This is a genomic window from Terrimonas pollutisoli (assembly GCF_029360765.1).
GTDB lineage: Bacteria > Bacteroidota > Bacteroidia > Chitinophagales > Chitinophagaceae > Terrimonas_B > Terrimonas_B pollutisoli.
In genome coordinates this window covers 51,304-76,515 of the sequence record NZ_JARKNA010000023.1, presented here as the reverse complement: position 1 = coordinate 76,515, position 25,212 = coordinate 51,304, and the positions used below count along the sequence as shown (strand labels likewise).

The 25,212-nt window shown below is 41.5% G+C and carries 14 protein-coding genes and 1 pseudogene; 3 read left to right on the top strand and 12 right to left on the bottom strand.

Annotation, left to right across the window (positions count from 1 at the left end):
• The 3 genes and pseudogenes from P2W73_RS23890 to P2W73_RS23880 all read left to right on the top strand — a co-directional run.
• Window positions 1-106 (top strand): annotated as a pseudogene (locus P2W73_RS23890) (IS982 family transposase); the annotation flags it as partial.
• 360 nt (window positions 107-466) lie between these two features.
• Complete coding sequence (locus P2W73_RS23885; protein ID WP_276504622.1) at window positions 467-2,005, top strand: hypothetical protein; 1,539 nt, start codon at window positions 467-469, stop codon at window positions 2,003-2,005.
• Between the two features lie 222 nt (window positions 2,006-2,227).
• Complete coding sequence (locus P2W73_RS23880) at window positions 2,228-3,916, top strand: glycoside hydrolase family 28 protein (protein ID WP_276504621.1); 1,689 nt, start codon at window positions 2,228-2,230, stop codon at window positions 3,914-3,916.
• A gap of 4 nt (window positions 3,917-3,920) precedes the next feature.
• On the opposite strand, the gene P2W73_RS23875 is transcribed toward P2W73_RS23880, so the two are convergent.
• The 12 genes from P2W73_RS23875 to P2W73_RS23820 form a co-directional block, all read right to left on the bottom strand.
• Window positions 3,921-4,346 (bottom strand): globin domain-containing protein, encoded by a 426-nt coding sequence (locus P2W73_RS23875; protein WP_276504620.1) that lies wholly within the window; start codon window positions 4,344-4,346, stop codon window positions 3,921-3,923.
• Between the two features lie 544 nt (window positions 4,347-4,890).
• Entirely contained in the window at window positions 4,891-6,618 is a 1,728-nt protein-coding gene (locus P2W73_RS23870) for a RagB/SusD family nutrient uptake outer membrane protein (protein WP_276504619.1), read from the bottom strand.
• 21 nt (window positions 6,619-6,639) lie between these two features.
• Window positions 6,640-9,747 (bottom strand): SusC/RagA family TonB-linked outer membrane protein, encoded by a 3,108-nt coding sequence (locus tag P2W73_RS23865; RefSeq protein WP_276504618.1) that lies wholly within the window; start codon window positions 9,745-9,747, stop codon window positions 6,640-6,642.
• A 501-nt stretch (window positions 9,748-10,248) separates the two neighbouring features.
• On the bottom strand, window positions 10,249-10,914 hold the full coding sequence (locus P2W73_RS23860) for a 3-keto-disaccharide hydrolase (RefSeq protein ID WP_276504617.1): 666 nt from the start codon (window positions 10,912-10,914) through the stop codon (window positions 10,249-10,251).
• 105 nt (window positions 10,915-11,019) lie between these two features.
• Window positions 11,020-12,054, bottom strand: a complete 1,035-nt coding sequence (locus P2W73_RS23855; protein WP_276504616.1) for a DUF6807 domain-containing protein — start codon at window positions 12,052-12,054, stop codon at window positions 11,020-11,022.
• Window positions 12,055-12,148: 94 nt separating this feature from the next.
• A complete protein-coding gene (locus P2W73_RS23850; protein WP_276504615.1) occupies window positions 12,149-13,504 on the bottom strand; it encodes a Gfo/Idh/MocA family protein in 1,356 nt (451 codons plus the stop codon).
• 516 nt (window positions 13,505-14,020) lie between these two features.
• Window positions 14,021-15,394 (bottom strand): 3-keto-disaccharide hydrolase, encoded by a 1,374-nt coding sequence (locus P2W73_RS23845; protein WP_276504614.1) that lies wholly within the window; start codon window positions 15,392-15,394, stop codon window positions 14,021-14,023.
• Window positions 15,395-15,480: 86 nt separating this feature from the next.
• Entirely contained in the window at window positions 15,481-17,124 is a 1,644-nt protein-coding gene (locus P2W73_RS23840) for a RagB/SusD family nutrient uptake outer membrane protein (protein ID WP_276504613.1), read from the bottom strand.
• 150 nt (window positions 17,125-17,274) lie between these two features.
• Complete coding sequence (locus P2W73_RS23835; protein ID WP_276504612.1) at window positions 17,275-20,295, bottom strand: SusC/RagA family TonB-linked outer membrane protein; 3,021 nt, start codon at window positions 20,293-20,295, stop codon at window positions 17,275-17,277.
• Between the two features lie 463 nt (window positions 20,296-20,758).
• Complete coding sequence (locus P2W73_RS23830; protein WP_276504611.1) at window positions 20,759-21,907, bottom strand: glycoside hydrolase family 88/105 protein; 1,149 nt, start codon at window positions 21,905-21,907, stop codon at window positions 20,759-20,761.
• Window positions 21,908-22,043: 136 nt separating this feature from the next.
• Entirely contained in the window at window positions 22,044-23,642 is a 1,599-nt protein-coding gene (locus P2W73_RS23825; protein WP_276504610.1) for a glycoside hydrolase family 28 protein, read from the bottom strand.
• Between the two features lie 19 nt (window positions 23,643-23,661).
• Window positions 23,662-25,086: an alpha-L-fucosidase gene (locus P2W73_RS23820; RefSeq protein ID WP_276504609.1), complete on the bottom strand. Its 1,425-nt coding sequence runs from the start codon at window positions 25,084-25,086 to the stop codon at window positions 23,662-23,664.
• Between the last annotated feature and the right edge of the window lie 126 nt (window positions 25,087-25,212).

Genomic DNA, 25,212 nt, shown 5'->3' with positions numbered 1-25,212 from the left:
AAAGGCGCTATTCCTTAGAAAAATACACGCAGTGACCTTTAAAGGATTCCTGCTCAAACTGGTAATGTTTATTCTGGCTTTTACACTGAATAAGCTTACCAATTAACTAGCAACTTGAATTAATTAAGCATCGCATAAGTAATGAAAGGTTAAGCTCATACTTCGTGATATGCGAAGACACGGAAGGCGCTGTTTTTTCACCTGCAGTCTTTATAACGGCATTGCATTATAGCAGGCGAAAAAAAGGCGCTGGTAATGTCCTATTTCTTCCAGGCTTTTTAACTCAATTACAACTGCAGCGGTTTCCCTTATCCTTTTATATCCTGCCTCTCTATTTTGGCAATGTCGCAGATTCGGGGGAAATACGATTAGCAAACTATTCAACTATTCTGGCATGAGCGTTTTTCTCTGTCCAAAAAGTCGGAATATTATACTGGATATTTATTCTTTATAATTATTGTTTGCTATGTCACTATTCAGCTATAGAAAAAAATTGCTGCTTGCCATCTGTGCCATTTATGCCTGTTCGTTTAAGCAGCTACACAGCCCGGCCTGGCAATCGGCATTTGTAAAAACAAATAAAGATGGTTCGCTTAAATATTTTCCGGATGAATATGGGAATATCATTCCTGATTTCAGCCAGGTAGGTTATTACCGGGGTGATAAAAAAATACCAGAGATAGCTGTTGTAAAAACAATATCGCCGGCTCCCGATGGCAACAGTGAAGCCATCATACAGGCGGCAATAGATGAAGTGTCGAAAAAAAATGAGGATGCAAACGGTTTTAAAGGAGCTATTCTTTTAAAGAAAGGTATTTATAAAATTCCAGGTTCTGTAAACATCCAATCCTCCGGTATTGTATTGCGCGGCGAAGGAGATGAAACCATTCTCATTGCTGAAGGCAATCAACAAAGACCGCTGATCAATGTATCAGGTACAGGTAAAATCGAGAAAGCCGGTGCCAGCGTAGCAATCGCAGTTGAACATATTGCAACCGGTGCTACAAGTTTCAAACTAACTTCAGTTGAAGGATTTGCCACAGGCGATAAAATAATTTTTGAACGTCCCGGCACTGATGCGTGGATCAAAGACCTGAAGATGGACCAGATAGAAAACCGGGGCGGCACCCGGCAATGGCAGGCTAAAGAATATGACCTGCAGTTTGAAAGAGTGATCACGAAAATAAGCGGCAATACTATCACGATTGATAATCCCATCATGATGTCAATCGAAAAAAAATATGGTGGCGGCTTTGTTTATAAATATCAATTTCCCGGCCGTATATCACATGTCGGTATTGAAAATCTGCAATGTCAATCAACCTATGCCAGTGATACGGCGGAAGACCATTCGTGGGATGCAGTGCGATTTGATAAAATAGAAAATGGTTGGGTGCGACAGGTGACATCACGTTTTTTCGCATTCGCTTGTGTAAACCTCCAGGGCGATGCAAAATTTATTACTGTAGACAATTGTAAAAGTTTAGAACCAAAATCCGTGATCACGGGTGGCAGGCGTTATTCATTTTGTAATAACGGGCAGATGAATCTTTTTACCAACTGTCATGCTGAAGAAGGCCGTCATGATTATGTAACAGGTGCAAGAGTCTGCGGCCCGAATGTACTTTACAATTGTACATCTAAAAAAACACACGCCGATATTGGGCCGCATCATCGCTGGGCGGTGGGCACGTTGTATGATAACATAACAACGGATGGCGATATCAATATACAGGACAGGGGTAACTGGGGCAGCGGTCATGGCTGGGCAGGCGTAACACAGGTAGTATGGAACTGTACGGTAAGAAAAGCGGCTGTACAAAATCCATGGGCATCAGGAAAAAATTATTGCATTGGAATGAAAGGTGAAAAATATGAAGGCCGGCTGAAAGGCAGACCGGATGCGGAATGGGAAGGACAGAATAAAGAGGGGTTGGAACCGGGATCCTTGTATAAAGCACAATTGAAGGCAAGAAACCCCCAGCCCCTAAAGGGGAGTAATTAACGTAAACAAATCGGCTTCATTATTAAATTGACAAAATGAAATGATTCATTTTACCGTTGTTGCCGTTTTAATTGAAAAAGGTAAATAACAATTAATCAAAAAGTTATTATACGTTGAGAATTGAGCGTTGAACGTTGAGCATTGAACCTTTTTTTAATGAATTGTATATACTTGCCAGGAAGAAGCTCAATTTTCAAAGTTCAATATTTAAAAACTATTCAGATGGATGATAAGAGTTCTCTCTCCCGCCGTCAATGGCTGGGACGTGTATCTGTTCCGGCGCTTACCGTTGCGGGTGCAAGTATGATCGGTATGAATGCTATGGCAGCACCCGGCGGTGTTCCGGATGATGATAAATTATCAGGCACCCGCATTTATAATATCCAGGACTACGGAGCTAAAGGCGATGGTAAAACATTGAATACGGCTGCTATACAATCGGCTATTGACACCTGTTATAAAGATAAAGGTGGCACGGTGCTTATACCCGCCGGTGATTTTATTGCAGGTACATTGGAGTTAAAATCCAATGTTACGCTACATCTAGCTGCTGCAGGAAAATTATTAGGCAGTCCCAAACGTGAAGATTATACGACTGGCAAAGGCGTACCTCCCGGCAATGGCAATATTGTTTTTTTATTTGCTGTGAATGCGCATAATATTTCTATTGAAGGAAAAGGAACCATAGACGGAAACGGTCTTGCCTTTTATAATGGGAAAGGTGATAATACAGGTCCGGGACAAAATGGTGTAGGTGGTAATTTCGATCGCCCGCATTTGGGCATCTTCTATCAATGCAACAATCTGCGCATGCATGATACTTTTTGTACAGCCAGCGCTTATCATTGTTTTCGCATACTCAGTTGCAAACAAGTGTATATTGATGGCGTAAGAATTTATAACCGGGTGAACAGGAACAATGATGGTTTTCATTTCAACAACAGCGAAAATGTACACATCATGAATTGCGATGTGCAATGCCAGGACGATGCCTGCGCTTTGTTTGGCAGCAATAAATTCGTAACGATTACCAATTGCAGTTTCAGCACCCGCTGGTCCATCTTTCGTTTCGGCGGTGGCGAATCACAAAATATTGTTGTATCCAATTGTTTGATCTACGGTACATATGGCTGTCCTATTAAAATAAGCGCAGGAAGAGCAAGCATTGAAAATTTCAGTTTTTCCAACATTATCATGCGGAATGTAACAGGGCCTATCGGGATTGGATTCAGTGGCCCCGATAATAATTCACCAAATAATAATCAATCAACCAAAAAACCTTTCATAAGAAATATATCTTTCAATAATATCCGTGCAAGCGTAGTAGCCAAACCAATTGATCACCCGGATATACATTTTGGCGTAAGTGTTAGAGAAGGTGAAAAGAATTCCTGCATTACCTTAAACGCCATGGGTGAATATTATTTGGAAAATATCAGTTTTACAGATGTTCATGTTAGTTATGCAGGCGGTGGTACAGCGGCGCAGGCTGCGAAAGTAGTTCCAAATGTAGCAGCGGAATACTTTGGTGTATGGGACCCGGCACCCGGCGGCCCGCCTGCTTATGGTTTGTATGCCCGCAATGTAAAAGGCCTCACCTTACAAAACATCCGATTTGAATATGACCAACCGGATGCTAGACCCGCTATTATTTTTGATAATGTGCAGGATGCCACTATCAATGGATTGAGTGCTAAGGGAAGTACAACCAATGAGCTATTGCGTTTTATTAATTCAAAAGATGTTTTGCTTACCGGAACAAAAGTATTAACACCCGCTGCAATTTTTCTTCGGGTGGAGGGTGCTTCCAGTGAAGGTATCATTGTAGATGGCGGTGATACACGAAAAGCAACACAAGCTCTTGCTATTGAAAATGGTGCTGCAAAAGAATCAGTTGAGTTTAGAGTGTAAATAGCTAGGCTCTTTTTTCTGCCGATTCCTGTTGCGCCTGAATCATCGCATTTGCAAGAATACCATAAGCAGAGGCCCAGGCTTGCATTAGCTGTTTGTTCCAATCTCCAGGCAAACCTTCTTCAAGCGTCTCAAGCAGGCATTGCCCTACGATCATATAATGTTCGGGTTCAGCTCCATATTTGTTATGGCGGACTGCGAGCCTTTGCACATCTTCCAGTATGGTATCTAATTTATCCAGCCGGCTCACCACGTACGTAATCATATAAGTTAACTTTCCGGCTTGTTCGTTCACATCTTTACCAAAAAGATGCCGTATTTGCGGAGCTTTATTAAACAATTTGTGATAAAATAGTTCCCCGGCGGCCTGTCTCACCGGATTTATTTTTTCCCAGGACCGCTGTACCATTTCGATTTGATGTGTTGTCATTTTATTGATTATTAAAGAGTGTAGATCCGCTAAAGGCAGAATAATATTTACTACCACTAAAATAACCGACGTTGCCGGCGACTACGACAGGCGTTTAGTGAATGGCAGAAGTTTTTGAGTGAATGGTTTTGATTTCACGCAAAGTGCACAAAGACGGTTTCACGCAAAGTTCGCAAAGGAGCAGCAACGCAAAGGAAAAGGCTGAACCAAGGAGACACCAAGACACAGAGACAGGGAGGAGTTCTTTTATATTACTGTGTCTTCGTGCCTCTGTGACTCTGTGGTTCATATCAAACTCATCTAAGCTGTAGGTTTCACGCAGAGAACGTGAAGGAGCAACGACGCAATGTCCACATAATCTTTATAAACAACTAACTAATTACAAGCATTCATTTCCCTCTAATCCCTCAGACAGACAAAAAAAAGTACACCATTATGTGATGTACTTTAAACTAACGATTGCTTACCGATCAGTAATGAGAACATTACCGATCTCTTTTTTAAAAAACTGCCTGCTTAAGAAAAATACCTCTGTTATTAATTATTAATTCCAATCCGGAAAATGCATACTATTATTATAAGGCGCATCTGTTGTGACTGCATCCAGTTGAGCCTGCGGAATTGGACGCAGTATATGTTTTGCCTGTATGTTAGGAGCTGCTTCAGGATTATAGGCTGTCACTCTTTCTACCAATTTACCTGTTCTTACCAGGTCGAGCCATCTCATCAGTTCACCGCACAACTCACGACTCCGCTCAGTCAGAATAAAATCTATGGAAAGATCAGCTTCCGTTATCTGCATGGCTACGGGATCACCGCCTGGATAAGCCGCTCTTTCACGAATCGTATTAATATAACCTACGGCTTCGGATGGTTTTCCTGTCCTGAATGCAGCTTCTGCGGCAATCAGGTAAGTTTCGCCCAGGCGATAAGCGATTACTGAACGTATAGAGGGAAAATTCAGGTTGGCACGTTTTGTATCAAAATATTTAAACATAGCCGGCGATAACGCATTGCTGTATTTCCTGGGTGGAATAAGCAGATAACGGCTTGCTTTTATCTGTGCATCGCTTACGTCAAAGCCGGGCATATAGATCGCGGTATCACCAAAGGCAAATTTGGGTTGACCGACTACTGCATTCGCGGGGGCGCCGGGTGGTAATGGATCGGTCCATTTAGGATAGCCGTTGGGATCAGGATTATTAGCATACCAGACAGTTTGAAAAGTCTTTCCATACCTGGTATCATTTGTTTTGTCGGCAAATGCCACATCGGTTAACCACCGTGTAGGCGTACAACGGATATAAGGCCGCCCATATTGAGTGGTACGAACCATTCCGGGTTGCTTTTCATATTGAGGCACCCACATATGATTTAAAACATTATCCGCACTGAAATTGGAAACTCCACTATTGTTTGGACCGTTAAAAGCAAGATTGGAAGTATGCTGCACCGCCCAGATCACTTCGCTGTTAGCTTCGTTTCCTTCTTCATATATTTTTCCAAAATCCTGCAGGAGCGATAAGCCATAAACTGCTTTGTTATCTATCAATTCTTTTGCGGTATTGTAGGCGTCTTCATAATCTGTTGGCTGAGCGGCAGGGGATCCGGCTCTTGTTAAATATACTTTTGCCAGTACATGTGTTGCGGCCGCTTTTGTGGCTTTACCAGGTAACACATCTTTTATTGCGCCCTGCGATAAGTCCGCAATAGCATCTTTCAGATCCTGCACGATAAAGTTATACACATCGGCCAGGGGATCACGTTTTGCAGAAGTGGTAGGCTCGAATTGAAAATTTTTATTCAAAGTAACATCCGCAAAAAACTGTACTAATATAAAATAGAAATTGGCACGAAGAAATTTTGCTTCGGCTACCATTCTTTTTTTTGTGCCTTCCGGCAATGCTACATCAGGAGCGTTATCAATAACGCCATTACAGGCATTAATGAAAATATAGGCGTTTCTCCAATTGGCATTTACTACGCCGGTAGATGGCGTATAGCCACTGCTGTAATTATTGATATCGCTGTTGCCATCAATACCTCTTTTAAATTCATCGGTTCCGATCACCGTAACGGTAAAATAATCCTGGTTGCCCCAAAACAACCGGGCGCCTGAATAAGCCGCATCCAATCCCTGCTGAAAACCTTGTGTGGTAGAAAGAAAAGCGGGTGTTAAAATCGATTTCGGTTCTTCGATAAGCTTTTTACTGCAACTACTGAAGAAAAAAATTGCGGGCACTATATATAAAAACAAATATCTTTTTTTCATGACTACTATTTTAATGCTCATTTAAAATGAAATATTTACACCAAAGATCATTGACCAGTTGGAAGGTGTATCCAGGTTCAATGTGGCAACAGAAGGATTCCTGGCACTGCCAGCTACTTCCGGATCCAGCCCTCCATATTTATTGACGAACGGGGAGAAAAGGATAAACGGATCTTCTACTGTTGCATATACTCTTACAGATCCGGCGCCCAGTTTTTTAAGAAAGGATGCGGGTAACTTATAACCCACACTAATGGTTCTGATCTTTACAAAAGATCCATCATAATATCCCAGTAATGAATTGTTGGGAGTATTGGTTTGGTTAGCATTTGGTTTAGGATATTCATTTTCTCCATTCGCTGGTGTCCAGTATCGTGTCTTTATATTGTTATAAGTTCCCTGGAATGTATTGGCAAAACCGGCTCCGTGTAAACCGCTCCTGATCATATGTCCCCATCTTGCAAATGCAACGACGGTCAGATCAAATCCCATATAAGAAAAACGATTGGTCATACCACCTTCCCATTTGGGTTGACTTGATCCAAGTATCACCCTGTCGTAAGTATCAGTGAGTTTTCCATCAGGCTTTCCATCGGGTCCGCTAATATCTTCTCTTTTTATATTACCGATTACAGAACTGATACCATTCACTGTTTGACCAAGACTTATAGCTAAGGCTGTATCCGCCGCAGTAGCTTGCCAGATACCTGCTTTCTTCCAATCATAAAAAACGCCGATCGGCTGGCCCACAAACCTGCTATTAGCTACATCTTTTGTAACACCGTTGGCCAACGCAGTTATTTTACCGCGATTAATAAAGAAGTTCAGATCGGTGGTCCAGCTAAAACTATTTCTTCCCCTGCTTTGTATATTAATGGTGCTTAACTGGAGTTCGATTCCTTTATTTTCCGTTTTGCCGACATTAACTGTTACAGGATCGGGAATACCAGATGTAGAAGGCAAATTTTTAGGTAATAATAAAGATTCGGTTGACTGCTTGTATACTTCAATTGATCCGGAGATACGGTTATTGAGCAAACCGAAATCAACACCCAGGTTAGCAGTAGAAGTATATTCCCAGGTGAGATTACGACTGGCAGCAGCTTTCAGGTAAACACCGGTGGTGGTGACATCGCCGTAATTATATGGCAAAGATGATAACCCGCCCAAAGTCTGGTACGGATCAATAGCAGTACTCCCTACCCTGCCATAGCTTGCTCTCAATTTTAAATTGGAGAAAATATGGCTATTCTCCAGGAAAGATTCTTTGCTAAGGTTCCATGCTACAGCCGCAGATGGGAACGTATTATACTTATTCCCCGGAGCTAATCTTGAAGAGCCATCAATCCGCACAGCAAGCGTTAATAAATAACGATCGTTAAAACTATAGTTTAGCCGGCCCATATAAGAAAGAATATCCCATTTCCCATATTCGCCCTCGCCAACTAAATTCGCTCCATACGTTGGATTAAAATATTGCAACAGATCCGCCGCGATTGTATTGTTGCGAAATTGATTGCTTTGCGACTCATCTTCCTGTATACTGAATAAACCAGTAGCGTTTACTTTATGTTTATTAAATGTTCTATCATAAGTCAGAATGTTTTCCAGTGTATAACTGGTTCGGAAACCAGTTCGGTTTTGAGAAGTGGATAAGCCGCCAAGATTATTGGTAGTCTTGCTTGCAAAAAATTCTCCGTACACATCATTCCTGATCTCAATACCGGTATTGAAGCGATATTTCAATCCCTTCAGAATATTCACATCGGCAAAAAATGTAGTAAAAGTTCCAAATCTTTTTCTTTTTTGTACACTGGCGCCATCTACAAAATTTGCTAACGGGTTCCATACCTGGCTGGCACTACCCGGAACAAAATTATTTAACAAACTTCCATCAGCATTATACGGTGATGCCAACGGACTTGCTCTTAATGCTTGCCCCAACGGATTGGCGCCTTCCCCATCAGTAATGCTATAGGTATTTAATGAGCTGATGCCGACCTTAACTATCTTACCCAGTTGCTGATCTACACTGGCCTTTAAAGTAAACCGTTCAAAAGCCTGCCCAAAATAGATCCCTGTTTCTTTAAAATATCCGCCTGACACAGCGTACTGAGTTTTATCATGTCCACCTGAAAACCCTATCTGGTGATTGGTAACAAGACCCGTTTGGTAAATCAGTTTCTGCCAGTCGGTACTTCTGCCATTATTAACCGCATCAAGCTCTTCAGGAGAAAAGTTGCCGGCATCCGTTAACAGATCAGGGTCATCAATACCAGAGTAGGTTCGGTTATTACCAGTGAAGCGTCCATTATATAACGCCCATTTTTTAAATTCAAAAAACTCCTGTGTATTCATAACAGGAAATTGATCCTGGATCTTTGATGCACCTGCGTAACCGCTATAAGTAACCACTGGCTTTCCCAGCCTGCCCCGTTTGGTGCTAACAAGTATAACACCGTTTGCTCCTCTTGAACCATAAATAGCCGTAGCGGAAGCATCTTTCAATATTTCAACTGATGATACATCATCCTGGTTGAGATCATTAAAATTTCCATTGAATGGAATTCCATCCACAACAATCAACGGTTCATTTGTAGCGCTGATTGATCTTGATCCTCTTATTAAAATAGAAGGTGTTGCGCCCGGCTTACTATTGCCGCCGTTTTTTTGAATATCTATACCAGCACCCTGGCCCTGCAACGCCTGCGCTAAATTAGCGGCAGGTATATCTTTAATAGCTTGCTCACTCACAGAAACAATTGCACCGGTTACATCCGATTTTTTTCTTGTTCCATAACCAACAACTATTACCTGTTCCATCTCGTTTTTATTGGCTATTAAGTTCAATCCTAAATTTGATTGATCAGTTGTCCCTACCTTAATGTCTTTACTGATAAAGCCAACATAAGAAACAGTCAATACGCTGTTTTGAGGAACCTCCAATTGAAAAGAACCGTCTTGCAGCGTAGTAGTTGCTTTACCACCTGTTTTAGACTGAACAGTAACACCCTGTAATGGTTCGCCACCCTGGTTGGTAACCGTACCTTTAACAGTAACTGTTTTTTCCGATTGTCCATAGATAAGGTTTGTAAAAAACAAACAACTAAAAAAAAGACACATGAGCATACGAAAGTTTTTTTTCAAAACTTTTGCGTGTGCCCCGGTTTGAATTTCAGCATGAAAGCAGCATTTCATAATAGCAGTTTTAATTTGAGAAGATAGAAGCATTGTTTTTTTTGAATTGATCTCCTTTAAATGGTCTGTAGTTTTCAACCGGGTGGAGTAACCGCACGAGACTCGTATGGATAGTGGGGATATCACTAAGTGTAGAAAATAAAAATCCCGTCACACAACCTATGTGTTCATTTTTCTTCATACAACTTGTATATCGTTACTCAATTCTGAATTTGCAGTTCAGAATAATAATGATAGCAAGTAAATAATAATTACTGCCTGAACGATTCAGGGTATTAGCAAAACGTTCAACAATTTTAGCAGCAGAAATTTTTCTATACTGAAGAAAGCAAAGTATTGATGTGTTTAGTTCAAACACTAAGCGTAGCAGTTGTATCGCAGTCTTTTGTTTGGGAAATTATCGAACCTGGCATTTACTTCTATAAAAGTTGATTACAGTTCCTTTATGTCAATCTTCCTGTAATAAATTTCGGCTCCTTCCGATTGAATGAGTATTCTTCCTGAGCGAAGACTGGCGCCGGTGGCTTCATTTACAATAACGCCATTGACTATATGTGTACATTTTCCTTTGTTGGCTATCACTTCTACCCTGTTCCATTCACCGCTGGGTTTTTCATTATCTTTTTTCTTTATCACACGGGTGTTTTTAGTAGGACCCTGCTGTACGCCATCTACAACGGCGGTCACACTATCTATCAGCCAGAAATCACCGCAGTCGCCTTCCTGTATCTGGCACTCTACAGATCGGGGCCATACTCTATCGGTAGGCACCACGTAATAACAAATGCCGTTATCTCTCACTTTATCTACCCTGGGCGGATATTTTTTTTCTCCCCATTTAAATTCAACAACAAGATGAAAATTATCAAACGATTTTTCTGTGACAATATACCCAAATTCTTTTCCCGTTATTTTTAATAATCCATCTTGCACTGAAAAAACGGTATCAGGATCATTGCTTTTTCCTTTTGTTTTTAAAAATGTATGCCATCCGCTGATATCTTTTCCATTGAACAAGGGTTTAAAATCCTGTGCAGTTGATTTGCTGGCAAAAAAAACAGCGGGCAGGATCGACAACAAAATATATTTCTTGTTCATGTTGATCATATTATGAATGCTATATTAAGAGATTTTCCCACAAGGACACTAAGCCCACGAAGAAATCCCTTTGTGGTCTTTGCATCTTTGCGGGATATTATTTCTTTATTTTTCTTTAGCAAACTCATCAACCAGCTTATTCATCTGGTCGCTTGTCAACACAGGGCCGGAATGTATCACTGCCCGGTACCTGAAAGTTGTTGATTTCCCCGGCGCCAATGAAAAATTAAGTTCCTCTTTTCCATTGCTGAATATTTTTCTTCCCAGCGGATTAATGGAAAATAATCCATATCCTCTCGCATGCCAGTAGGCAGGATAGCCGACATTAGTCGGATGATCGATGATACCTATCGTAATATCCTTTCCTTGCTTTTTCCCTGCGAGCATAGCCCATGGTCCTTTACTGCTCCACACCGAATCACCTTTTAATCCGCTACTGCTGTAATACATGCCGGTAACATTATTACCAGAGGCCGGCACCTTTGTAACATTTCCCTGGTCATCAATATAGCTGGATGCCTCTTTCGATGGAAGCTCGAGTTCTCTCGCCACACGTATCGCAAACATGCCATCCTTCACGTCTTTAAAAACTACAGGTATATCCGCCGCCGTCAATGTAGTACTGCGGTCAATGATAAAATTATTCCCCTGTACGCTGAAATTGAAAACAGTTTCCTCACTCAATAACACTTTACCATCAGGTCGTATCCATGTGGCAGCGGTAGTAAGCGATGCGTTAGTAACATCTGTTTTTTTATTGATCACTTTCTGATGAACAATGCTGCCATAATGACCTCTTTTTTCCGGTGCGATAGCTGTTGAATTGTTCCAAAAGTCAAGGCCGTTTACCGATTCATAGTTCAACCAAATACCGGTATGATGCGGATGATCGGTTCTTTCACCCGCCACAGGATGAAAAGGATAGCCCCTTGTAACTGTAATTCCATCTACCGTATTGACAGGGAAAAGAAAAGGCTTCCTGCTGGAATCGTAATAACAATAAGCGGTAAGTAGTTTATTGTTATATAAAATATCAACCTGTTTCTTATCCGGTCTCTCGGTTATTTCAAACCCTTTTGTCTGGGAAAGAGCAGCGAAAGATAATCCTGATAAGATAGCGATCAAAAATAGTTTACGCATAATAAGGAATTGAACATTGACTGTTGAGCATTGAACATTAAATATTGAAACATTGAACATTGCATATTGCCCATTGCTGGTTGCTTATTGCATATTAATACTTAAAAACTTTACCATTCGCCATTACTTCCTGCGTTTTTTCATCAAATGTCACTTTAGCTCCTGTGTGTGCCGCGGCATTCGTCATGATGGTAGCAATGGAATGACTATATCCTGCTTCAACCGGTGCATTCGTTTGTTTGCGGCTGCGGATACATTCCATCCAGTTGCGAACATGGTTTGAAGTAAGTTTATCGCCGCCTGTATTGGCAGAAGCAATCACTGCTTCCGTAGCGGATAAAGTTTGCTCCTTTAATAAATTGGGTTGCATACTCATATCATCCGCAAATCTTTTTGTCAAACCACCCTTTGATGAAACCATATTCGTGTTCAGGTTTAATTCACCACCATTGGAATAATAGATCTCCGCCGGCTTTTCATCGCCGTTGTGCATGCGTGAACCAAATGTAACCTGGAAACCGGTTGATGGATCATTCGCAGGGCCATAATCAAACACAGCGGTGATCGTATCCCAATTCTTTCTTCCGTCTTTCCACATGTATATTCCCCCGTTAGCTACTACAGATCTGGGGTGATTATACCCACTGAACCAATGAACGGTATCTATCTGGTGACTCATCCATTGCCCCGGTAAACCGGATGAATAAGGCCAGAACAAACGATACTCTAAATATTTTCTTACATCAAATGAATCATTGGGCCGGTTCATTAAAAAACGTTTCCAATCCGTATCTTCTTCTTTTAATTGACTGAGCAATGCAGGTCTGCGCCAGCGACCCGGTTGATTCACGTTCCATGTTAGTTCAACCATCGTGACAGGGCCAAACTTTCCTGAACGTATAAATTCATTCGCCGCATGATAATTTGCGCCGCTTCTTCTTTGCGATCCTATTTGTATAATTCTATCCGTTGCCCTGATCGCTTTCAATGCGGCCCGGTTATCTTCCATTGTTTCTGCAAATGGCTTTTCTACGTATGCATCACAACCCGCTTTCACTGCTTCTGTTGCATGCAATGCATGTTGAAAATCAGCCGTGCCGATAAATACAGCATCCACTAATTTTTTATCATACATCTCTTCATTGTTGCGACAGATAGCAATATCATGTCCCATTTTTTCTTTCCAGGCGGCCGCGCCTTCTTCCCTTCGTTTTTTCCATATATCTGATACGGCGACTAAATCAAAATTCAATTCCTTGTAGTGATTCATAAAACAAGGCATATGCGAACTCTTATGCCGGTCGGAAAAACCTACGACACCAACTCTTACACGATCATTAGCGCCGATGATATTGGCATAGCTTTTTGCACTGAAACCCATAGCAGCTGCATAAACGGCAGCAGAGGCTTTTGCCGACTGTTTAATAAAATTTCTGCGTGAATTTGACATGATGATTTATTTACTTTAAAAAAATTTATGTTTCCAGCTTTAGTAATTCTGCTCATCGTTCCTTGCGTCGCACACTTCATCGTTCCGTTCGCTACTCGGCCTCTTCCCTCTTTCCCTTCTCCCAAGGAGAAGGGACGGCGCTACATTGCAAATCCAAACAATACATCTACCACATCAACTTCAGTTCTCTACTCTCCATTTTCGGAGAGCACTATTTCTTTCAGCCACTCCGAAAAGCGAGGGCTGTGAATGGATGGCCTTCTCCTTGGGAGAAGGTCGGGATGAGGCCCTCTACTCATCACTTTCGAAGAGCATCTATCTTATCTGCCTCTCCAAAGAGTAAGGGCTGTGTTCGGATGGCTTGCTCCTCCGGGTAGGGGACAAAGACTCTTCTAAAAGCAAGACAATTGATCATTGATCGTTGAAAATTGAACATTGAACATTTATTCCATTTTTATCGGCCTATCTTATGCTTCTCTTCAGCAAACTCTTTTAATTTTCACATTTCCACATTCTCTATTTCAGCTCTTTTATTTTAATACTCCTGTACGAAACAGCATCGCCGTGATCCTGTAGCAGGATATGACCTTTCGGCGCTTCGCCAAAATTTTTCCAAACTACATACTTACTGATAGCAACAAGGTCTTTGTATGCTTTTGAACTCCGTATATATTCTAAAACCTTTACGCCGTTAAGATAATGTTCCACTTTATCGTTTGGATAAACGATAACTCTTCCGAAATTCCATTGACCAATTGGCCGTAAAAATCTTTTTTGCTTTTCCGCTTTTATCAAATCGTACAAAGATGCCAATGTGCGGTTACCATCACGGCCCAATTTGGCATCAGGGTGCAACGTATCATCCAATACCTGGTACTCTAATCCTATCGCTGAACCGCTGCTTGCTTCGGCCAGCGTAACAAAATATTTTATGCCGCTGTTAGCGCCGGGAGTAAGTTTAAATTCAAAAGATAAGTCAAATGCAGCAAACTGTCCGGTGGTAACAATATCGCCGCCGTTTGTTGCCTCCTTACCTTCTGCACCGGTCACGGAGAGAACTCCGTTATCAATCACCCATCCTTTTTCCGGAAACACTTTGCCTTTTGCACTTTTCCATCCCTTGTTTGTTTTTCCGTCAAATAGCAAATGCCAGCCATCTTTCTTTTCATAAGCTGTTAAACTGTTAACAGCAAAATTAGAAACATACACATTGGAAGGAAACGGGGTTGGTACCAGGCCCGTTGTTTTGATACGGACATTTTTGTAACAAACTTTTTTTCCTGCATGGTCGGCTGTTTTAATGCCATGTACCTGTAATCCTATAAACCCTTTTGCATCTATTGTATCCACCACATAAGCGGTTGCCATTCCATTCACCCATGTCTTCATTTCATTGCCGACGCATTCTATTCTAAAATGATTGTACTCCCCTTTCCTGTAAGCATGTTGTGCACGGGCATTCAATTGCATGGGATAAAGCCATTCCCGTCTTCCTTCATCATAAATACCTCCGGTCCACCTGCGGGGCGTTGGATCTATTTCACATTGCCGGCCATACACACGGCCCTGCCCGTCAAAAGCATCAGGATTGAAATGGCTGCGTGTTTGCAAACCTGCATTTCCTTCTTCATCTTCCACAAAAACATCTGCTTCAAGAATAAAATCTGCATACTCCTTTTCAGTAACCAGGAAAGTGTTTCTTGAATTCATTACGGTCCGTCCAACAATAACGCCATCTTCAATGCTGAAATCAGCAGTACCGCCAAGCCTTTTCCAGCCAGTCAGATCTTTTCCATTAAAAAGATTATGCCAGCCTTTTTCGGGTGATTGCGCCATCAACAAACCAGTGCTGAAAAAAGAAAGAACAGCACATAAAATATTTCTTTTCATCAATACCTGTTTTTAGTTTTTATAAATAGAAAGAGGCTTTGGAATAAGCCCCCTTCCATCGGTTTTTTATTCTTAAATTTTAATAATCAGTACCCTGTATTTTGCGGAAAAACATTTGTTGTTCTGTCAATCTGTTCTTGCGGAATGGGCCGCAACACATGAAAGTCTTTGATATTTGCCGCCGCATCCGTGTTCCACTTAGTTACTCTCTCTATCAGTTTGCCGGTACGTACCAGGTCGAACCATCTGTCCTGCTCACCTAATAATTCACGGCCCCTTTCATCCAGGATGAAATCAATACTCATCATATCCGGGGTTGCTGTCATTGCCGTTCTGTATGCAGCATTCAGCACAGCATCTGGAGTAACCCGGGCAGCTCTCCATCGTACTGCATTAATAAAATCAGCCGCTGCTACATTATCGCCGCTATACATGGCAGCTTCTGCTGCAATCAAATAAGTTTCGGCCAGGCGGAAAGCCAGATAGTCACGGGAGCCTTCAAAAGTTGTTCTGTCGGGGCGCAAAGGATCGAGGAATTTAATCAGTGAAGGGTAGATTTTGGCCGTGTATTTACTGGGCGGATAAACCGCATAAGGTTTGCTGTTGATCTCGGCCGCAGGTAATTCTACACCAGGCAGCCAGATACAGGTGTCGCCTACCCTGTACTTTGGATTTCCGCTGGCATCCTTTGGAATGGTGGCTGCGTTATTGGAATAAAATACATGCTTAAAACTTTTTTCGTACCGGGCATCATTAACCCTGTCTTTAAATATTGAATCCAATGTGAATTTTGTAGGCCTGAAACGTTTAAAAGGGCGGCCATTGGCCACATCTCTTTGCATTCCCGGCAATACATCATATTCCATCAGGAAAAAAACATGGGCGTTATTACCCGTGCTATTGGTACGTACATCATTGGTGTATTGTACCGCCCAGATAACTTCATCATTTTTTTCACCGCTGCCCTGTTCAAACACCCTTGCAAAATCTGGCAGCAATTTATGTGTATAGTTGGTTATTACATTTTTTGCGTACAGTAAGGCATTGCCATAGTCTGTAGCCTGTTTGGCAACAGAGGTGGCTTTGGTAAGATAAACTTTTGCCAATAAATGTTCGGCTGCTGCTTTGGTAGCCCGTCCATAGTCGGTGGGTTTTACTTCTAAATTTGGAAGTGCGGCTTCCAGGTCGGCGATAATAGCCGGATATACTTTATCCAATGACTCACGGTTGGCTTCTGTAGTTACAGCAGTATTGCCTTTTAATGGCAAAGGGATAGGGCCAAACATTTGGGCGAGTACAAAAAAGTAATGTGCCCGTAAAAATTTAGCCTCGGCTACCCGGATATTTTTTGTTTTCTCCGCTAATCCTGCTACTTCCGGGGCAATGTCCACAATCATATTACAGGCGTTGATGGCTAAATAAAATTCATTCCATATTTCCCTGATAATAGATACCCGGGCATCCAATCCCGGGGTATATTGGTTTACGAATTTGAAAGAGCCATCAGCCCCCATGGTATAGGTATCTGTACCAAAAACAGTAAGCGACATTCCTCTTTCTGTTGCATAAAAATTGCGGAGAGATGAGTAGGCTGCCTTAACTCCGTCCTCAAAACCATTTACTGTTTTCATGTATTCCAGCGGTGATTGTGAATGCACTTCTTCTTTCAGCATTTTGTTGCAGGAGGTAAACAGAAGGGCGGGTATGATATAAATTAAAAACTTTTTCATTTGTATATTTTTTTGTTTTTCTGCCATCCCGAAATGTTTCGGTACAGGCTATGGAATTCGATATAAAATTTTCACCTGCCTGCCGGCAGGCAGGTCGCTGTTGATATAATAGCTCGAAAAATTTTATGTCTCATTTCATTTTTTTTGCGATTAAAATTTTGCATTGAAACCAAAGGAATACATGGAGGTAGCCGGTGTATTAGCGGTGGGGTACTCCGGGTCTATTCCTTTTTCTTTCTGCCTGTAAGGAGCAAAAATCAATGGCTGCTGTGCTGATGCATAAAACCGTAAACCTTTTATCCCTATTTTATTTACAAAACGTTCGGGCAGGTTGTATCCAATATTAATATTCCTGATTTTTATAAACGAGCCGTCAAAATATTGCAGGGTTGAATTATAAATGGGTCTTTCAGAATTTTCATCGGGACGGGGATAATTATTAGTAGGATTTGTTTCTGTCCAGTAATCTACCTTCAGATTATTGTATCTGCCCTGCAATTGCATCCAGGCGCCATTGTGAAAACCACTTGTAATTTTATTACCAAACCTTGCAAATATAAATATGGCAAGATCGAATCCTTTATACGAAAAGCGGTTGGTAATACCGCCCGAAAATTTCGGGACATTGGATCCTAAAATAACACGGTCGCTTGCATTAATAAAACCATCACTGTTTTGGTCTTTAATTTTTATCTGCCCTGGCTTTTGGGAAAACAGTTGTGCCGCATTTTTTTCTGCGGTTTGCCAGATGCCAATTTTTTCATAATCATATATTACACTTAATGGCTGGCCGATAAACCATCCATTTCCAATGTCATCTTTTTTTCCGCCAAACAATTCTACGATCTCTTCTTTATTTTGGAAAAAATTCAAATCCGTACTCCAGCTAAATCCGCCTTCCGTGTTTTTATGTTTTATGTTGACAGTTGATATTGTTACTTCATATCCTGTATTGCGGGTAGAACCTATATTTTCCAAAATACTACCATAACCACCAGTAATGGGCAATTGCCGCTGCATTAATAAATCGTGGGTATTTTGCCGGTACACTTCTACAGATCCTGTTATGCGGTTATTAAAAAGACCAAAATCAATACCTGCGTTGAAAGAGCCTGTTGACTCCCATTTCAGGTTGTGGTTGGGAATGGTAACGGGACGGTAACCGTATGCCGCTGTATTATCAAATGCGTAAGTTGTTCGGCCCAGGCCTCCTAATGTTTGATAAGGATTGATGCCTGTATTGGCAGTTTCCCCATAACTGGCCCGTAGTTTCAGGTTGCTTATTATATTGCTATTGGAAAGAAAATTTTCATTCGCCATATTCCAGCCAATCGCTACAGATGGAAAGAAACCCCATTTCTGACCGGAGGCAAATCGTGAAGACCCATCAGACCTGCCGGTAACAGTAAGCAGGTATTTATCATTGAACACATAATTGATACGGGCCATATAAGACAGGATGGTCCATTTTTCAAAAAAACTACCTACGCCTGTTATGATCGGCGCTGCGCCGAGGTTGTAATACTGCATATCCTGGATAGGTACATTCTGTACGCCATTGTTTGTACCCTCCTGTTCCCGGGTTTGCACACCATACAAACCTGTAAAATTGAGTGCATGTTTTCTGTTGAATATTTTGTTATAGGTAATAATGTTTTCCAGTGTGTAGGCAAAAACAAAATCTTCGGAGGTGCTGGCAGTAGCGTCGCCGCCACGCCGGTCATTGGTAAATTTGCCGATATATCTCCCATTCCGGTTTTGTATTATATCCGGGCCAAAGTTTATCCGGTACTTAAGGCCTTTCAATATTTCTATTTCACCATATAACGAGGCAAATAACCGGAAGCGTTTATTTTTATCAACCTGTGCTCCTTCTACTAATTCTGAAAGCGGGTTGGTACGAAGGCCATCCGTGGTAGGCAGAAAAATAAGATTGCCTGCAGAATCATAAGGTACTCCCAATGGGTTTTCGGCAAGGGCATCATCAATAGGGTTCAGGTTGGCTCCGTTCCTGGTGCTATATGTGCCTAAAATGGAAGATCCAACCTTTATTCTTTTACCAATCTGCTGGTCTATATTCAGGCGCAAAGTATAGCGGGTAAAATCTTGTACCGGCACAACGCCTTTATCGTTAAAGTAACCAATGCTGATACCATATTTTGTTTGTTCCCCGCCCCCATATACACCAAGCTGGTGGCTTTGCTGAACACCGTCTTCCAGCATTAAATCCTGGTAATCGGTATATCGGCCCAGCTCTATTGATTTTAGTTCAACCGGTTCAAACAATGCCTTGTCGGACGAATCCTTATTGGAATCTTTATACTTACCACTGGTACGGCGTGATTCTCTTTTATACTCTGCGAATTCCGCGCCATTGAAAATATCTGCCGTTCCAAGAGTTTTTACCACACCTATATACGCATCGTAAGTAACTATTGGCACCCCTGTTTTGCCACGCCGGGTAGTAATAAGGATTACACCGTTAGCGCCCCTGGAACCATAGATAGCTGTTGCCGATGCATCCTTCAATACTTCCATTGATTCAATATCATTGGGGTTTATATCATTCAGGCCACCGGATATAGGAATACCGTCCACTACATACAGCGGGTCGTTGCCGGCAGAAAAAGAACGGTTACCACGGATACGTATGGTAACATCGGCGCCCGGACTATAGCCTTGAGTTACTGCATATAAACCAGCCACACGGCCCTGCAATGCCTGTCCGGGGCTATTTACCGGCACTTCCCTAAGAGCATTAGAAGCTACAGAAGATATAGCGCCGGTAATGTCTCTTCTCTTTTGTTGCCCATAACCCACTACTATCACTTCATCCAGTTTTTTAATATTCTCTTCCAACCCGATGGTAAAAGAGGTACGGTTTGCCACAGTAACTTCCTGCGACAAATAACCCTGGTAACTAAATACCAGTATAGCGGTACTGCCGGGAACAGAAATTTGAAAATTGCCTTTATCATCAGTGGTAGTACCCTCAGGTGAGCCCTTTATGGTAACAGATACGCCGGCCAAAGGACCGCTTTCCTTAGATGATAATACTTTGCCCCCGACAGATATACTTTGAGCAAATACAATTGAACTGAAAAAAAGAAGGGAAAAAACTAAGGAAGCGCTTTTAAGCAGCACTATCCCTTGTAGGGGTTTTCGAAGCATGGCAAGCAGTTTTAGTTATTAGATGAATGGTAAATACAGCTTAATCACTGAATATTTAGAGTCAGCTTGTAATTGCTGAATGCTTTTCAACCATTTTTAAAACGGCTGACTATAAACCCTCAATTGATTTAAGCAAACGTAAAATATACCATCATCATCAAATACCATCCCTCTTTCTACGCAATCGTTACCGTATTCCCAAAATCAACTGTTTCGTGAGAACACAGGCTGATTTAAAATGAGAATTCCGGCCACAATTATTATTGGCACCATGCTTCACATTAAATCCTTGATGTAATGTTCCGGCAAATTGGAACACACGGAAAGCTTTGCCAAAATAGCTGAATAGTTTGCCAATTATTTAAACTGGTTTGGCACGGCAAAAGTCCCTGCTTTATGTTCTGATTGAAAAATATGAGAATGATGTGTTGCTTTTATCCACGTAAAAGATAACCACCGGTTATTATTTTCTCAGCAATGCTGTTGCGCACCACAATACCGGCGCCTGTCCATGCAGATCGCCTACATTCCTTTTGCGATCAAGATAATATTGCCGGTCATTTTTCTTGTTGGTTCCTTCACATACTTCGCTGATTTCCGCTTTGTCGTTGAGGTAGGTAATAAGCGTCATCCATGCCTTACGTGCAGCGGGTGCATATGTTTTTTTATCCAGCCAGCCTTCTTTTACACCGGTGATAAAAGCGAAGGTGAACATACCGGTGCTGGAAGTTTCTTTCCACGATGCAGGATCATCGATCAATTGACGCCACATACCATCTTCAGCCTGGTGCTTAAGCAGTGTCGCCATCATCATTTTATATCCTTTCATAATACGTGGACGATCAGGATTATTTTTGGGTAAAGACCGCAACAGTTCACTCATACCTACGGCCATCCACCCGTCACCTCTTGCCCAGAAGAAAGGAACATCCGGTGCATGATAAAAAAGCCCGTTGGGTTGTTGCAATGAGTCAAGATATAAGACCATTTCTCTCGCCGCACGATTAATATAAGCCGTATCTTTTGTTGCCCGGTAAGCCTGCGATTGTACCGCTGTGATCATAAACATATCGTCGATCCACATTCTTGTTTGCCAGGTCATTCCTTTATTATAATAATACCACGATTCGGGCTTTACCCTTGAGCCTTCAGGCGGACCCCATTGTTTATCGGCAATATGCTTACCGAGTTTTAGATATTTTTCGTCTTTGGTTTGCATATACAGCTCAAGCGGCACCGAACCAAACACTGTATAGTCCACATGATCAGGTACCGGGATCAATGTATCGCGGCTACCCAATAATGGTTCAAATCGTTGGGCCAACTGTTGTGTTAATTTTTTATTCCCTGTTTCTTTTGCAAATGTCAATGCGCCATACCATGTGCATGTTTCAGGATAGGTGATCACCCTGGGTGGCGTAGGCCTGTTGAAATTTGTATGCGGAGTTGCAATAAAACGTTCCGCTACTCTTATACCTATTTCCCGGGGTGATGTCCCCTTGGGCCAGGTCTTGAGATCTGAACTTTCATTTTTTGATTGGGCAAAATCAATACATGGTCTCAACAAAGTAAGAGACATTATTAAGAGTGGTTTTACAAAAATGCGTCGCATATTACAATCGGTTTTGTGCATATTATGATTCACTTAAATCGCTCAATTTATAGCCAATATTTGTTAAAGTTTGCTTACCTGATCGTTCATACAATTGGGAATAACTTCTTGTTCTTCGCACTTTGATAGGTTATTCTTAATCAGCTGCTCCAACCTCACGTTTTACTGCAGCCACTGTTTCAATTTTCTTTTTGATGCCAGGAGTTTGGTTTTTCAGCAACTTCACTGTTTTGCTACTTGTTCCTTCAACTCTTACAAAAGCAGCTGCGGTCCCTTTTATCTTATTACTATTGATAACTGCTCCTTCTACATCTTCTAAACGGATGATTGATTGAGCGCCACTGGTAGCAGGTATATCCCAGTTTGAAATTTCAATATCCTTTCCATCCTCACAAATAAAAGCAGGACGCAGATCATTATTTTTCAAACGAAAGTTTACATTTTTCAACTTCAACCCTTTTACGTGCCTTGCCCATACACCATAAGAAGGTATAACAGGGCCAAATGTTTTTACTTCCGGATATTGATCAATCGCTTCCGGTACCACATGTCTTGAATCTTCAGCAGTTCCCGTCCCAAAAAGATCTATTTCAATATTTTCCAACGTAAGATTGGTAATATAATGACCCGGTACACCGGTGATCAGAATACCGGTAGGCGGTTGTAACTGTGCAGTGTCCGCAGCTTTTGCTTTTACATTTCTGATGACTACATTTTCAAATACCCCTGTTGGTTGTTTTGTATCCTGTCCTTTACGGAACACATTCAATCTTGAGCCCAACCGAAAGATCATGGGTGTTCTTACTTCAGACATGGTAATGCTTGAAATTTCTACATTGCGCAAATGAGCCCCATCAACAGAAAATAATTTGATCCCGCCGTTTCTTGTATCGTAAATATGGCAATCGGATATTATAATATCTTCAAAAGCCGCCATGGATTCAGTCCCCATCTTTATACCTGCCTGGTGGCTCTTTAATCGCATACCGCTGACCACAATATTCTTGCAGGTCATTTTACTCGATGTTGTTTTAAAAACCAATGCATCATCACCGCTTACTACATCACAATTTCTGATACGAACATCCTGGCAGCCGTCAATACCAATACCATCGTTGTGCGCTACACCCACACTTACAATCTTTACATTTTCAATTTGAATATTCCTGGATTGAAAATAATGTGATGTCCATGCTGCTGCATAATTCAATGTCACATCTTTAACAGTAACACCATTACACCTGACAATCCTCACTAAAAAAGGACGGCGCCCCCAGCGCTGCCCTTCCGGTCTTGTATCTTTTAATATATGTTCCGCTTTCAGTTTGGAGCCTTGCCCATCAATGGCACCTTCCCCTTCAATTCCAATATTTTTAAGATCAATAGCTACCAATAATGCCCACCCAACATCAATGCCAAGGCCTTCGGTAAAAGGGTCAAGATTCCTATAATCTTCAATGTTTGTGCTTCCCATCAAACGGGATCCTTTCTCAAAATGCAAGGTCACATTATCTTTCATGGCAATAGTACCGGACAGGTAAATTCCTTCCGGAAAAATAACTTTACCGCCTCCGCTTGCATTGCATTCTTCAATCGCTTTTTGCAAAAAGACCGTATTCATTGTTTTCCCATCGCCTACTGCTCCGTGATCTTTTATATTTACATCTTTTGCATGCAAGGCAAAACAACCCGTAATGGCTGCAAATGAGAGTACTATTTTTTTATACGAAATCATTTTAAAAAATTAGGATTGATCAGTCCAGTTCACCTGCTTTCATTTTGTCTTTTGGCTTTATTAATCCACCTGTTACTATTCCCTTTACTTCAACTTTAATGACAGTTGCATTCGGATCCAATGCATTTCCCGGCAGATTGATCACAAGACCATCATTAGTTGTTTCTGTTTTCAATGTTGCGTTGTTGGCCATCAATTTGGCGCTGATGATTTCATTTTTCAACCCCGATATAGAAAGCTTACTATCCTTTGGCCATTCAAACACAGAAAAATAAAGTATGGTGTTATCGCCTTTTTCTTTTTTAGTGCAACGGCCCCAGGGGTATAATCCGAGCGGACTTGCCTTTGTACCATAAATAGATTCACCATTTACTTTCATCCATTGCCCCATGCCTTTCAACAAATCGATGCTTTCCTGCGGAATAGTTCCATCTGCCTTCGGCCCTACATTCAATAAATAATTACCACCTTTTGAAGCAATATCAACTGTATTTTGAATAAGTGTTTTTAGGCTTTTCCAGTTATGCGCATAACTTTTATATCCCCATGTTTCATTCATCGTCATGCAGGTTTCCCAATCCTTTCCATCCAGTTCGCTAAGGTCAGGTATTCTTTGTTCAGGCGTTTTGTAATCACCGGGATAATTGGGCCGTTTCAACCGATCATTAGTGATAATATTGGGTTGCATTTTTAATAGCGCATTTAATTTTTCGGCATACTCATCTGTCATACCGGTTGGTGTATCCCACCAAAGAACAGCTACATCACCGTAGTTGGTCAGTAGTTCCTTTACCTGCGGTACGGCTACTTCATCAATATATTGCGCCATTGTTTTTGTCGTTTGCGCCGGATCCCAATGCCCGCTATGCGCTTCTGTATACGCATCAATTTTCGCTGAGTCAGGATTCGCCCATCCTTCACTCGCTACTTTGCGTGCAGCAGCCCCACCGGGATTGTTCCAGTCCTGCGCATGTGAATAATAAAACCCAAGTTTGATTCCATGCTTACGACAAGCTTCCGCCAATGGCTTCAGCAGATCTTTTTTATAAGGCGTAGCATCTGCTATATCCCATTCACTGGCTTTGGAATCAAATAAAGCAAATCCATCATGGTGTTTGGAAGTGATCACAATGTATTTCATGCCGGCATCTTTCGCCATTCTTACCCATGCATCGGGATCATATTTGACAGGATTGAAATCTTTAGCGAATTGCTGATATTCTGTCACCGGAATTTTTCCCCGGTTCATGATCCATTCACCAATGCGGTTGATCTTTTGTCCTTTATAAGTTCCCGCAGGAACGGCGTACACCCCCCAATGAATAAACATACCCAGCCGGGCTTCCCGCCACCATTCCATCCGGTCATCCTTTGCACTGGTTTGTGCGTTCAATTGAAGAAGAGAATAACTACACAATACAATTATAGAAAAGACTTTTTTCATGTGTTAATTTTTAATGCTTTTGGGTCACATGTAATTCGCCATAAAAATTTTCATCGCAGTTGGTATAAATTACCCGAAAATTTTTATGGCTCATTTCATATGTTTAAATAAGCTCGTTGAATAAAG